The following is a 13,812-nucleotide window of genomic DNA, read 5'->3' on the forward strand; positions in this document are numbered from 1 at the left end:
GATTATCTCCAGATCTGGTCAGCCGATTCGACCCTGGCTGACTCGGTCTTTCGCGACTACCTGGGCCGGTTTGCCCTCGATGAGATCATCAGAGGGACTGACCAATTCTACGAGGACCCAGCCAATCTGTACCTCCCGGTGATCTCAGCCTTAATGATCACCTCGTTGCGGGCCATGGGCTTTCCTGACAGCGTGGTGGCTGATTACATCCAGGCCTGTCGCAACTGGATCAACCACCTGACCATGCTGGCCTCCGACGAGGTGCCGGTGACGGTGGAGGGAATATCCAAACCGGTTCTGCCGAAGACACCATCAGAAGTGTATCTTCCACCAGCCACCAGAAAAATTCGGAAATGGTATAATCCCCGGCGTATTATTCTCCCCTGAAATTTGGAACCTTACCTGATTGATCTCATTGGCGTGAGTGATGGGCACATCTGCAGCGATTGAAAAAGGCATTGACTCCTTGTCCCGGGTGGCGATTATCCACGGCCGGGGGAAACTGCGCGATGGCGAGGTGGTTTTCTATCAACTACGGGCGGGTGCCGAGGAAGGCGCAGACCGGAGAGCCCTCGCAGGCCTGGACCTGGAAGCTGGTTTCTACCAGGATGACGGTCGGTCGTTTGTGACGCTCCGTGAGCGGTCTTGGTCAGTATCCCAACGTCTATCGCGGACCCATGTCTTCCTGTTTCTTTTTACGGTTTTATCTACCTTAGCTGCCGGGGCGATTTTAGATGGGTATAATATTTTCAAGGAGCCCTGGACCATTATCCGGGGATGGCCGTTCAGTCTGACACTCATGGCCATTCTGGGGATTCACGAATTGGGTCACTACTTTTACGCCCGGCGGCACCATGTGGATGTATCGCCGCCCTATTTTATCCCCCTGCCGCCGCCCATTACTTTCATTGGTACCCTCGGCGCTTTCATTAAGATGCGGGGTCCCATTCCCAATCGGCGGGCCCTGCTTGAGATCGGGGCGGCCGGACCCATCGCCGGCTTTCTGGTAGCTCTACCGGCTATCTTCATCGGTCTGCATCTTTCCAGCATTGGTCCGGTTGACTCCGGTAGTGTCTTGTTGGGTGAAAGTCTGTTGATGAAATTCGCCACCGGGCTAATATTCCCGGGACTGGGCCCCGAAGAGGATGTGCTCCTGCATTCAGTGGGCTTCGCGGGCTGGATCGGGTTACTGGTCACCATGCTCAACCTCCTGCCGGTGGCCCAGCTGGATGGGGGTCATATCGCCTATGCACTCCTTGGCGATCGACAGGAATGGGTGGGGCGGGCCATCTTCATCGCCTTTATACCCATGGGCATCTTTCTATCACCAAATTGGCTCTTCTGGGGGTTTCTGATCCTACTGCTCATGCGCACCGTTAAACATCCACCGGTCCACGATGTAGACCGGCCTTTAACGCCTCACGAGCTGCGTATCGGCCTCGCTTGTTTGGCCATTTTCATCTTGTGCTTTATACCGGTGCCCTTCAAGATGGCTTGATAGTAAGGGTGATAGCGACTGAGATCACGTCCATGAATGCTCGCAGGGATAGCGGTCAGGGAAGGCTACCGGGGGACGAGAAATATATGACCTGCGCCATCGCGTTAGCCCGGCGAGGCATAGGGCGTGTGAGCCCTAACCCGCCGGTTGGCTGTGTAATTGTACGCGACGAAAAAGTAGTAGGTAAGGGGTATCACGGGCAATTTGGCGGGCCGCACGCTGAGATCCAGGCCCTTGGCTGTGCCGGCAAAAAAACCAGAGGTGCCACGGCTTATATAACCCTCGAACCCTGCGCTGTTTCCTTTGCAGACAAAAAGACGCCGCCATGTACCGAGGCCCTCCTCTCCGCTGGTGTGATCCGGGTAGTGATTGCCGCCCGAGATCCCAATCCCAGGGTGAACGGCGAGGGCATAGCCCAGCTCCAGGCCGCGGGGATCGAGGTCACGGAAGGAATTCTGGCGCACGAAGGAGCCAGATTGATAAGGGGTTTTAGAAAGTGGATCCGTACCGGTAGGCCGTTCATTATCCTCAAGGTTGCGCGCACCAGGGATGATTTCGTAGTCGCGTGTCTGGAGAGTGGTAACTGGTTTACCTCATCTGAGTCCCGTCGTTGGGTACACCGCCTGCGGGCCGAAGTGGATGGGGTGCTGGTGGGACGTAAAGCCGCTGAAAAGGATAATCCCCGGCTTACTGTCCGGGAGGTGACTGGTACCAACCCCCGGCGGGTCGTCCTGGACAGCCATCTACGACTACCAACCAACCTGCATCTCTTTCAAGACGGTGCTGCCCCGACACTGGTCTTTACCACCGTGGGCGAGTCCAAAGTGACTCCCTGGGGCGAACAGATCAAGGTATCTCCATCACCTGCGGGGGTGAACCTGAGCGAGGTGCTGGATGCCCTGGGCGAGCGGGGGATCACAACACTTCTGGTCGAAGGTGGACCCACGGTGCATCGGGAGTTCATCCGGGCGGGACTGGTGGATGAAGTAGTCCTGTTTACGGCACCGCGATGTGCCGATGAGGAGGTCCAGAAGCGGCCGGGTCTACGCAACGCGGTGGTGATTCCCAAGAATTGGCGTCCGGTGACTCAGAATGATCTGGAGGGCGATACCATGATAGTGGCAGAACCGGTCAATCCTTCCTATGAAGCATCAATTCACACTGATATCCCGGAGAGCAACACCTAGTGTTCACTGGTATCGTAGAAGAAATGGGTCGGGTTGTTGACCGGCGTCCGGGTGAGGGCTACGGAACTTTAGTTATTGCTGCTGAGAGGGTAACGGTGGATCTGACCGTCGGCCACAGCATTTGCGTCAGTGGGGTATGCCTGACAATAGTAAATCGAACAGAAGACTGTTTTACCGTCCAGGTGATTCCCGAGACCCTTCAAAAAAGCAATCTGGGAGACCTCACCCCCGGCAATTGGGTGAACCTGGAGCGGGCTATGCAGCCCACTGATCGTTTTCACGGCCACATAGTGCAGGGCCACGTTGAGACCGTGGGCTATATCAGTGAAATAACTGCTGATCAGGGTGATGTGCGCCTGACCATCGACATCGAGGATCACTGGAGACGCTACTGCATTCCGAAGGGATCTATCGCCCTTGATGGTGTTTCCCTGACGATCGCCGAGATCTCACCTGCTGGCCTCATGGTGGCACTTATACCCTATACCCTGGAAAAGACCACCTTTGGGAGGAAGCAGACCGGAGATCGGGTAAATATTGAGACCGATATTTTTGCCCGCTACCTGGAGCACTTCCTGGAGATGACCTCTGGTAGTGCGGGGGAACTTGACCCCGAAAAGCTGCTCAGTTGGGGATTTGGAGACCGCTAGCCATGTTTGAATTAATTGAAAGTGTTCTCGAAGACCTTAAGGCCGGCAAGATGGTCATCGTCACGGATGACAAGGACCGTGAGGATGAAGGTGATTTTATCATGCTTGCTGAGAAGGCTCAACCGGAAGATATCAACTTTATGATGTGCGAGGGGCGGGGTTTGATCTGTGTACCGCTGACCGAAGCACGAGCCCAAGAACTGGGTCTAACTCCCATGGTACATAGCAACACCGCTCTGCATGAAACGGCCTTCACCGTGAGTGTAGATGCTACTGAAAACACCACGACCGGTATTTCTGCCCGGGATCGCTGGCAGACCCTTCAGGTTCTTTTGGATCCTGCGGCCCAATCGCAGGATCTGGCGCGACCGGGCCATCTGTTTCCGCTGGTCGCCAAGCCCGGGGGGGTGCTCCAGCGGGCAGGTCATACTGAGGCGGGCGTGGACCTTGCCATACTCGCCGGTTCCAGGCCGATCGCACTCCTGGTGGAAATCGTCGATGAAGACGGCACCATGGCCCGCGGAGAGCGATTGGAGGCCATTGCTGAGAAATTCGGACTGAAGATCATCAGCGTAGCAGAGATCATCGCCTACCGGCGATCCAGAGAGAAGCTGGTTGAGCGGCTTCTAACTTTGCAGTTTCCCACCAAATACGGGGATTTTAAACTGGCCGTTTACCAGGACACTATCCATCACGACACCCATCTGGCCCTGATTAAGGGGGAGTTTCCAACCGAGGATCCGGTCCTGGTGCGGGTCCACAGCCAATGCTTGACGGGAGATATTTTCGGTTCCCTGCGCTGTGATTGCGGTGCGCAGCTAGAAAAGGCTTTGGAGCGAATTGATAGCGAAGGACAAGGTGTATTAGTCTATCTGCGTCAAGAAGGGCGCGGGATCGGCCTCAAAAATAAACTGCTGGCCTACGGTCTGCAGGAACAAGGCCTGGATACTGTGGAGGCGAACCAGCGGCTGGGTTTTAACCCCGATCTGCGCGAATATGGCATCGGTGCTCAGATCCTCAAGGATCTGGGAGTGCGCAAGCTGCGATTACTCACTAATAACCCCAGGAAGATTATTGGACTTGACGGATACGGCTTGGAAGTGGAGGGTCGGGAGCCAATCGAGATTCCGGCCAGTGCCAAAAACAAGCAGTATTTAGAGGCGAAAAGAGATAAGCTAGGGCATCTAATTTTACAATAGGAGCAGACTATGGCGCCTTCTATCGTTGGTCAACTAACCCTGAAAGATCAGGCCATCGCTGTTGTCGCGAGCCGGTTCAATAGCATGATCACCCAACAGCTGCTGACAGGTGCCGAGGATGCGTTTCTTCGGCATGGTGGACAGGCTGATAACCTGACGGTGGTCTGGATACCTGGATCGTTCGAAATCCCCTCGACTGTTAAACGGCTGGCGGAAAGCGGCAAGTATGATGGTATTCTCGCCTTGGGCGCCTTGATTAAAGGTAGCACCCTTCACTTCGACGTTCTGGCTCATGGGTTGACCCGTGCTTTGACGGAGCTTTCGGTGCAGCTTCCCGTCCCCATTTCCTTTGGTGTGCTCACGACCATGACCCTGGAACAAGCTTTAGAGCGGGCCGGCACAAAGGCGGGGAACAGGGGGGCCGAAGCAATGCAGAGTCTCATCGAGATGATCAGTCTCACATCGAAGCTCATTTGAGCCGCCGGTTTCTGGCCTTCGCCGCTCTACTTTGCCTCCCCTGGAACTTGGGCTGGGGGCAGAGTCGTATCGGTGAGTGGCAGCATTATACTTCCACCATCAGCCCCCAGGACATTGCATTTCACGAAGGTCGGGTCTACGCGGCCACCGGGGGCGGCGTCCTGATCTTCGACCCGGTCACAGAGACCTTCTCCACCCTGGGTGTATCCGACAGGCTGGTCTATACCGACCTGAAATGCCTGGCTATCAGTGACGGGTGGCTCTGGCTGGGTGGCGCTCTGCCCTGCGGAGTCATCCAGATCGTTAACCTAGCCAGCGGTAGGATGAAACCGGTGGACCTGGACCTGGATGAGATTCTCCACATCGTGGTCCGGCAGGACCGGGCTTTCGCTGCTTTCAAGGACGGACAGGATGCGGGTCTGGTGGAATTTCGGTGGGACGGCCAGGAATACTCCTTCGCCGACATCTATCGCAATTTTCCGCTCACCGTCACTGACATTCGGGACCTGGACCTGTACGGTGATTCCTTGTATGTGACGACCGATGTCGGTGTACTGGGCAATCACGTAGTGCTGGCGAACCTGAAGGATCCGCTGACCTGGGTGGTCATGACCCCGACGGAACGGGATGATATCGTCCAGTACCTGGTTGACTCCACCGGGCACTATTTCATGGTTCCCCGGGAGCTCCATCGAAGGTCGGAGGGCGGGTGGTCGGTGTACCGCACCTTCGGAGGTGGTACTCTGCGACACTTGATGCGACGGTCTAACGGGGATTTCGTCATCTCCTACTCCCGTTACGTGCGGTTTCTCACCACCAGCGGTGGCCTGTTCGCTTCCCGGATGGCGGAAAGCCACGTCCTCGCCTACGTGGATAGTGATGACGAGGATATCGGCTATGTCATTTTCAGTGATGGGGGACTTGCGCGGTACGACCATACCACGCGGGGCTGGACACCCCTGAAACCCAATACCATGGCTTCGAAAATATGTTCTTCGGTTCTGAAGCTGAAGACTGGTGATCTAATTGCCAGCGGGCCGGGGGGCATCTCGCGGTTCAACGGCAAGTCCTGGTATTGTCTGATGCCCAGTTACTGGTTTGCATCGGGGAGGGAAGAGGACCGCATACACGATAATTACGCGGTGGAGAGCAGCCCATTCTTCCTTGCGGATACCATTTATTACCACGGCAAACAGTCGTGGAACCTGCTGGAGCTGCCGGACGGAGATCTTTTGGTTGGTTTCAAAGGGAATCCCCATACTGGCGCGGGCATCATGCGTGTGGATATCAACGATGTGGCTGGATACATGCCCTACGACACGGCCGGTGGAGCGCTGGACGGTCTCCACGATGCGACCAGAGATTTTGTGTTTATTACCATTCGGAATATGGTCCCGGACGCAGCGGGCAATATCTGGATCGCCAATCCGTTCTCGCCCCTGAAGGAACACGTTCTGGCTGTGTACACGACTGGTGAAGACTGGGAGCACTTCACTCCGGAGGAGAGTGGAAATGCCCTCAATATGGCTCCCACCGAAATTGCCTTTGACGGTGACGGAAGAGTATGGGTGGGCAGCGAAGTGACCGCCTACTGGGGCAGTCCTGGCGGGATTGCGGTGCTGGACTATGGGCCCACATTGGAGGACAAGACCGACGATCAATGGACGCGTGTATCAGCCAGACTGGAGCCGGATCACTCCAATACTGTCTGGTCGTTGATCTTCGATCGGAACCAGGTACTGTGGACAGTAACCCCGGATGGGATAATGGGTTACTATGTAGATCCGGGCCTCACCCTCCGACCATTTACAAATTTCGGTCCTTTCCTGCGTGAAATCCCATTTGTTGAGGGGTCCAAGATCAGGGTTGATGCGCAGAATAATAAATGGATCACCACACCGCAGCACGGCCTTTGGGTACTCCTGGATAACACCACCTTCTGGCCCAGCGTGGAGGGGATCAACGTCGGGAATAGTGCGCTTATTTCGGATGAGATTCTGGATATTTTCCTCGATGATGATGAGGGGGTGGCCTATCTTGCCACCTCCAAGGGCATTTCCGCCCTGAAAATTCCCTTCAAGAAAGAGTTGGCTCATTACGATGAGCTGGTGATTTTTCCCAGCCCCTACCGTATTCCTTCGGACAGGGAACTGATTGTCGACGGTTTACGCCAGGGATCGACAGTGAAGATTTTCACGGTAAGCGGCCGGCTGGTGCGGGAGCTGACCGCCCTTGACGGGAGCGTCCAGGGGTACCAGGCAGCCTGGGATGGCAAGAACGCCGCCGGCGAATGGGTCGGCTCAGGCGTGTATCTGATTGTGGCCTATCTGGAAAGTGGCCGCTCCGGTGTGGGGAAAGTGGCGGTAATCAGGCGATAATCAGCGGCTTGATTCCGAACTCGGCCTCCAATTCATCCACCACCCTTTTGATTATTTCCCGACGCTCCTGATGGCTCAGGAAACTGGCTTTGAATCCATTGATGATAATATCCCGGAAATCAGTAAGAGTCAGCCCGAAGGTCTCCTTGGCCTTAAGATACTCCCGTGAGAGGGTCGTATTGGATACCAGGCGGTTGTCGGTGTTCAATGTTACCCGGATGCCCTGGTCATAGTAGTATTTGAAAGGGTGTTCCTTCAGGCTGCGCACGGTTTTAGTGTGTACATTACTGGTGAGACACACTTCCAGAGCGATACGGTGGTCGTTGACGTAGTGCATCAAATCCTGGTCTTCCAGCAAGCGAGTTCCATGACCGATCCGATGGGCACCGCAGTAATGGATGGCCTGGTGAATGCTCTCCGGCCCGAACGCTTCCCCAGCGTGCAGGGTAGTATTGATATTATTCTTTAGAATCAGAAAGAAGGCTTCTTGGTGGTGTTTGGCCGGGAAGTTCTCTTCCGCTCCCGCCAGATCGAAGCCGACGACACCCTTATGCTTGAATTGAACCGCCAGGTCAGCCAGGCGCAGGGAGATATCCGGGGAGATATTTCGGATACCACAGATGATGATACCGGTGCGAATGCCAAGATCATCATCAGCCTGATCAAGGCCCCGTTTCACCGCTTCGATAGACTCGGCGCCGGTCATTCCGCTCCGAGTATGGAGGATTGGCGAGTAGCGTACTTCCATATAATGGACACCGTCATTCCAGGCGTCCTCAGCCAGTTCATAGGCGACACGCTCCAGCGCTTCAGGCGTCTGGAGGACCCTCAGGGGCAGTTGGAAGTGATCGATATAGTCTTCCAGTGAACCGACACGATCGCCGATGGTTATTAGGGCCTTGAGTTCATCGGCATCTTTGGCAGGTAGCTCCACTCCCTGCTCCGCCGCCAGTTCAAGAATGGTTTCGGGCCGGGGCGAGCCGTCGAGGTGGCAGTGTAGTTCCGCCTTTGGTAAGTGTCGGAAAAAATCCAGGTTAAGTTCCACGTATGCTCCTTTCTATTTCTCCAGCCTTCATGTAGGTGAGGAGCACTAATCTATACATCCGGGGATGACTCCTTTCTCATGCTGCGTAGCGGGTATGTGTGACCACGCGATAAAGCCACGCGACAACCCCTGCCAATAGGAGCAGTCCCGGCCAGCTGCCCAGGGGCTCGGAGATGATGGCCAGCACTTCGCGGTTTCCGGTCAGCACAATAGGGATGGCCATTAAGATACCTATCAGAGCTTCCCCGGTAATGAGGCCGGAAGCGAATAACAGGCCATGCTGCCGCAGGATGTCTGCCCGGTCCTCAGCAATTGCTCTCCTTCGATAATACCACTCCGCTGCCTGGGAGAGGAGTCCGCCGATAAAAATGGGGACACTGAGTTCGAGGGGCAAATAAATACCGACGGCAACGGCTAGTACCGGTGCATGCCAGCGGGACCCTCGGTGCTTCAGATACTGGTCCAGCGAAATGACGGCGATGCCGATCAGTCCTCCCATGAAGATGAAATCCCAGGGCAGGTCGCCGCCGAAGACTCCCTGCGCTACGGAGCGCATGAGGGTCGCCTGGGGGGCCTGGAGGGAATCAGGATGCTCGGCTGTGGCCGGACCGAAGCCGTAGGCATTCAGAAGCAGCGTGAGAATGGGAGCCATCACCAGGGCGGCGGACAGGGTTCCCACTGCCTGCATAACCTGCTGTTTCCAGGGGGTGGCCCGGACGATGAAGCCAGCTTTCAGGTCTTGCATGTTGTCGCCGGCGATAGCAGCGGCGGCGCACACTACGGCACCGATCATGATAGCTGCGGGAGCACCCACTGGTGATTCACTGCCCAAAAGGACGAGCAGTAAAAGGCTGGAGAATAGGATGGTGGCAATGGTCACGCCGGAAATGGGATTATTCGATGAACCGACCAGACCGGCCATATAGGCTGCCACTGCCGAAAACAGAAAGCCGGCCACTAACATCACCAGGGCCATAGGAAAACTCACGTACAGTTGGCCTACCACAGCCTGGTAGATCAAGAAGATAGGGATCACGGAGATGACCAGCGCTATGAGGACGAATTGCATGGGGGTATCCATATCGGTTCGCTCGATGGCCGCTGCCTGGATCCCGCCCCGGAACTGCCGCAGGCCCGTCCGAATTCCCAGTAGGATGGAGCTGCCGAGACTGATGAGAGCCCAGAGTCCGCCCACAACCATCGCGCCAACGCCCAGATAGCGCGTCCGATTCGACCAGATTCTATTGGCCCAATCGACGGCTTCCACCGGCTGGCCTACCTGCTCCCGGAGGGCCTGGTTCTCGGCCTCAAGGGCAGCAAGTTCCTCGGCTGTCAGGTTGGCCTCAGGCTCCTGCAGCTCAATGAAAAAGGTATTCCACTGCTCTTCACCTGCTGGTGGGGCTGCGCGCTCGTAGGTTGGCCAGTCGAGGCTGCTGGCGACAATAGGGATCGCAATAAACCAGTTGATGGCACCGCCAAGAAAGACCAATACGGCGATGTTCAGTCGGACGATGTATCCCACGGAGATAAGGGCGGGGGAGAGGTTGGAACCGAAGTAGGCCAGGGATCCGCCTACACGATGAGCAAGTTCGACGGTGGCGGTCCAGATGCGCAGGCCCAATTCGCCGAATTTGAACAGGGCCCCGATCACACCGGCCATGGCGATGTAGACGATAGCCTGCCCGCCGGTTTCACCGGCTCTCAGGACTTCCGCTGTAGCCACACCTTCGGGGAAGGTGAGTTGGCTTTCCACGATCATAGAGCGCCGGAGGGGAATGGTGAACAGAACGCCGACGAGTCCCCCGAGGCCCATGATGAGGGTTACCCAGAAGTAGTCAAAGCTTACCCAATAGCCCATCATGACGAGTGCAGGCAGGGTAAATATGGCCCCGGCGGCCAGAGCTTCCCCGGCAGATGCGGCTGTCTGTACAATATTGTTTTCCAAAATGTTATGTTCACGAAACAGGCGCAGGATGCCCATGGAGATCACGGCAGCAGGGATCGAGGCTGACACGGTCATACCGGCGAACAACCCCAGGTAGGCATTGGCCCCACCCAGTAAAACGGACAGCACCACACCGAGGATGATCGCTTTGACAGTGATCTCGGGGAGTGACTTCATGCATGTACCTCGCGGAATAAGTTGGCCGTAAAGGTAATCAATCGCTCACAAGTGATCCAATTCCTTTAAACGACCTTAATGATAGCGAGGCGCCCTCCCATCTAAGAGAAGTCAGATTCTATAGCTCCGGTGGATTCGCTTGAGGGGACGGCTTCAGGCAACGTAACTTTGCATATAATGGGGTGCTGTTCGTCTATACGTTTCTGGGCGGATGGCTGAGAACAAACCCGTTGAACCTGATCTGGATAATACCAGCGGAGGGAACTCATTATGAAGCCTGTCCTCTATAATTCCACTTTTCTTAAAGCTTCCCTGTATGTACTTCTTTCATTCCTGCTCGCCGTCCAATACGTTTGGGGCGCAGAGGCGCTCACCGGGGGGGTGATCGATGCAACCACCGGTCGGCCATTGCACGGCGCTAACGTCCTGGTCGAAGAGCTCAGAATCGGTGCAGCCACGGATTCCTTGGGCCACTTCCTGATCACAGCGGTGCTGGCAGGCGAGTATACGGTCAGCGCGAGCATGATCGGCTACCAGGTCGCCAAGCAGCAGGTTTCCATACCTGAACAGGCGAGCGTTGAATTCCTCCTACAACCGATGGTTCTCCCGGGCCAGGAGGTCATTGTAACCGGTGGCAGAGCTCGCCGTCGGGAAACGCCGATCCCGTTCACCGATCTCAGCCGGGAGCGGATCGAGGAGAGCTGGACAACGCAGGACATCCCTATGATGCTGGAAACGTTGCCGGGTATCTACAGCTGGTCTGATGCCGGAAATGGGGTCGGCTACACCGCATTGAAATTGCGGGGATTTGACCAGCGGCGGATCAATGTCTCCATTGATGGTGTGCCGCTGAACGATCCGGAAGACCATAACGTGTATTGGATCGATGTGCCCAACCTGCTGGCCAACGTGGCCGACATTCAGGTACAGCGTGGAGTGGGCATCTCGCTACAGGGGCGGAATGCTTTCGGGGGTTCGGTCAACCTGGTGACCACCAACTTCCCGGACCGGCGGCGTTTCGGAGTGGAAATAGGAGCCGGCAGCTATAATACCCGGAAATTCAGCCTCGATTTCCTCTCGGGGTTGATTGAAAATTCTTATTCTTTTTATGCGCGCTTCTCTCGGATCACCAGCGACGGGTATCGGCACGACGCCTGGTCGGAGCTGTGGTCTTATTTCTTGAGTGGTGTCCGGTACGGTCGTAAGACCACCATGAAGCTGAATGTGTACGGCGGTCCTGAACGGGCCCATGCCGCGTGGGATCCGAGCCCGGAAAGTGAGCTGGCAAGTGACCACAAGCATAATCCTTATTCTTACTACGAGAATGAGACGGACAACTTCAACCAGCCCCACTACGAGTTCCATCACGAGTGGCGTCTGGGGGAGAATCTGACGCTGCGGAACACTCTCTTCTATATCCACGGCGAGGGGTATTACGAGCAGCTCAAATTCGCCCGGAAGATGAAGGACTTCGCAATTAGTCCGTTCACCACCACCGATCCCGGTCTCTTCGGGAAGGACTCGGTGAAATATTATGAAGGTGTTGACCTGGACGATGATGGGGAAGATGATGTTTTGTTCCAGGAGGACGGTCAGTACGCGCTGAAAAGGACCGACTTGGTGCGGCAGAAATGGGTGATTAAGGATCAATACGGTTGGGTGCCGACGCTGACGTGGGAATTCGAGCGCGGGACAGTGACCGCCGGCGGTGAGGTCAGCACTTTCGAAAGCGATCACTTCGGCAAGGTACTCTGGGCGAAGTACGTCTCACTGCACGGGAGTCCTGAAGACCCGTACTACCGCTATGATGGAAAGAAGTTCTGGATCTCGCCTTTCGTTCAGGTAATGGTCCGGCCCCTGGAGGGTTTGTCCCTGCTTGGTGAATTGCAGTACCAGTATAAGACCTATTCGTTCATGCAGCGGGAGGCTGGCAATTTCACGGGCGAGCTGCGGAACGCCTATGACGTAACCTACGGATTCTTCCATCCCCGGCTGGGTATTAATTACAACATTAATCCGAAGCTTAATACCTTTCTTTATATAGGGAAAGCCAGCCGGGAACCTTCGGATGATGATCTGTTCGACGTGTGGGATGGTCCCGATGACCTGGGTGTTCAACCCTTGTTCGAGCAGGCCGACACTGTGAGAAGCGGGGGCGGGATCGACTACCTCCGCTGGAGTGATCCCCGGACCAAGCCGGAGGGGCTTCTGGACCTTGAACTCGGTGTTGGATACCACGGGCGCGACATTTCCGTCGATCTGACCCTGTACCAGATGATGTTTGATAATGAGATTGTACCCTACGGTGGCGTGGATGACGACGGTGAACCGATCAAAGGCAATGCTGATGTGGCCATTCACGGGGGGATTGAAATCGAAGGCTCGTTGCAGCTACCGCTAAATCTAACGGTGGCTGGCAATATCGCAGCGAGCCAGAATTATTACCAGAAATTCATCTACCATGATTATGGTGGGAAGCAGTATGATTTCTCGGGGAACACGATTCCGCTTTTCCCACTGTACTTGGTAAATCTATGGGCTCGTTACCAACTCAAGTCTTTGACTGCGATATTATCATTGAGGTCAGTGGGCAGTCAGTATCTGGATAACACCCAGGATGAGGCCCGGATTGTTGATCCCTATAATGTGGCTAACTTCGACCTTTCTTGGGAAGGTGAGAACCTGTGGGGCCTGCAAGGCTTGGGGGTCCACTTCAAGGTCAACAACCTGTTGAACACAGAATACGAGACCACCGGCTACTGGGATTATGAGCGCTGTCTTTACCCGGCAGCGGATCGTAATTACTTCGTCACCGTCTCAGCTAGCCTATAGCTCAACATCCAGGTTGTCCATGGCCAAGGCCCCGTCAAGGGAGTTTTGGCTATTTGCGATCGTACAGCGGCTGGGGAGTGAATCCAACCTTGTTGATTCCCTGTAAATTGACTAAAATGTTTCGCAGCTATGACTGAGCGTGAACGACTGTTCGTTCTGGATGGCACAGCCCTGCTCTACCGGGCCCATTTTGCCATGATGAACAATCCCCTGATGACCTCCACCGGACAGGTCACGTCGGGGATTTTCGGTTTCATGAGCTCGTTGATTCGCCTGCTGCGAGACGAATCCCCGGACCATCTAGCCATCGTCTTCGATGCCAAGGAGAAGACGTTCCGTCACCAGATATATACTGAGTATAAAGCCACTCGGGAGAAGATGCCCGATGAATTGATCTCGCAGATTGAACCCCTGGACCGGGTGC

Annotated in this window: 11 protein-coding genes and 1 riboswitch; of the genes, 9 read left to right on the plus strand and 2 right to left on the minus strand. The window is 55.6% G+C overall.

What is annotated here, in order from left to right:
* From ACETWG_00255 to ACETWG_00285, 7 genes are all read left to right on the plus strand, one after another.
* Positions 1-387: hypothetical protein (locus ACETWG_00255; GenBank protein ID MFB0515020.1), on the plus strand; the 387-nt coding region annotated here is incomplete at its 5' end.
* A gap of 40 nt (positions 388-427) precedes the next feature.
* Positions 428-1,498: a site-2 protease family protein gene (locus ACETWG_00260; protein ID MFB0515021.1), complete on the plus strand. Its 1,071-nt coding sequence runs from the start codon at positions 428-430 to the stop codon at positions 1,496-1,498.
* A gap of 8 nt (positions 1,499-1,506) precedes the next feature.
* Positions 1,507-2,685, plus strand: a complete 1,179-nt coding sequence (ribD, locus tag ACETWG_00265) for a bifunctional diaminohydroxyphosphoribosylaminopyrimidine deaminase/5-amino-6-(5-phosphoribosylamino)uracil reductase RibD (protein ID MFB0515022.1) — start codon at positions 1,507-1,509, stop codon at positions 2,683-2,685.
* Positions 2,685-3,335, plus strand: coding sequence for a riboflavin synthase (locus ACETWG_00270; GenBank protein ID MFB0515023.1), 651 nt, complete (start codon positions 2,685-2,687; stop codon positions 3,333-3,335). Before ribD ends, ACETWG_00270 begins: the two co-directional genes overlap by 1 nt.
* Positions 3,336-3,337: 2 nt before the next feature.
* A complete protein-coding gene (locus tag ACETWG_00275) occupies positions 3,338-4,534 on the plus strand; it encodes a bifunctional 3,4-dihydroxy-2-butanone-4-phosphate synthase/GTP cyclohydrolase II (GenBank protein MFB0515024.1) in 1,197 nt (398 codons plus the stop codon).
* 9 nt (positions 4,535-4,543) lie between these two features.
* A complete protein-coding gene (gene ribH / locus ACETWG_00280) occupies positions 4,544-5,011 on the plus strand; it encodes a 6,7-dimethyl-8-ribityllumazine synthase (GenBank protein MFB0515025.1) in 468 nt (155 codons plus the stop codon).
* The gene (locus ACETWG_00285) at positions 5,008-7,389 is read left to right on the plus strand and encodes a hypothetical protein (GenBank protein MFB0515026.1); all 2,382 of its coding nucleotides are present in this window, start codon (positions 5,008-5,010) and stop codon (positions 7,387-7,389) included. The genes ribH and ACETWG_00285 overlap by 4 nt, the downstream gene beginning before the upstream one ends.
* Here ACETWG_00285 and add read toward each other — a convergent pair.
* The gene (add, locus tag ACETWG_00290; GenBank protein ID MFB0515027.1) at positions 7,379-8,434 is read right to left on the minus strand and encodes an adenosine deaminase; all 1,056 of its coding nucleotides are present in this window, start codon (positions 8,432-8,434) and stop codon (positions 7,379-7,381) included. The two genes, ACETWG_00285 and add, sit on opposite strands and share 11 nt — an antisense overlap.
* Positions 8,435-8,510: 76 nt before the next feature.
* Positions 8,511-10,556: an OPT family oligopeptide transporter gene (locus tag ACETWG_00295; GenBank protein ID MFB0515028.1), complete on the minus strand. Its 2,046-nt coding sequence runs from the start codon at positions 10,554-10,556 to the stop codon at positions 8,511-8,513.
* 168 nt (positions 10,557-10,724) lie between these two features.
* Positions 10,725-10,836, plus strand: a riboswitch (TPP riboswitch).
* Between ACETWG_00295 and ACETWG_00300 the strand changes: the two genes are divergently transcribed.
* On the plus strand, positions 10,827-13,388 hold the full coding sequence (locus ACETWG_00300; protein MFB0515029.1) for a TonB-dependent receptor: 2,562 nt from the start codon (positions 10,827-10,829) through the stop codon (positions 13,386-13,388). Its footprint overlaps the riboswitch before it by 10 nt.
* A 129-nt stretch (positions 13,389-13,517) precedes the next feature.
* Positions 13,518-13,812: DNA polymerase I (locus ACETWG_00305; GenBank protein MFB0515030.1), on the plus strand; the 295-nt coding region annotated here is incomplete at its 3' end.

It is taken from the genome of Candidatus Neomarinimicrobiota bacterium (assembly GCA_041862535.1).
GTDB lineage: Bacteria > Fidelibacterota > Marinisomatia > SCGC-AAA003-L08 > TS1B11.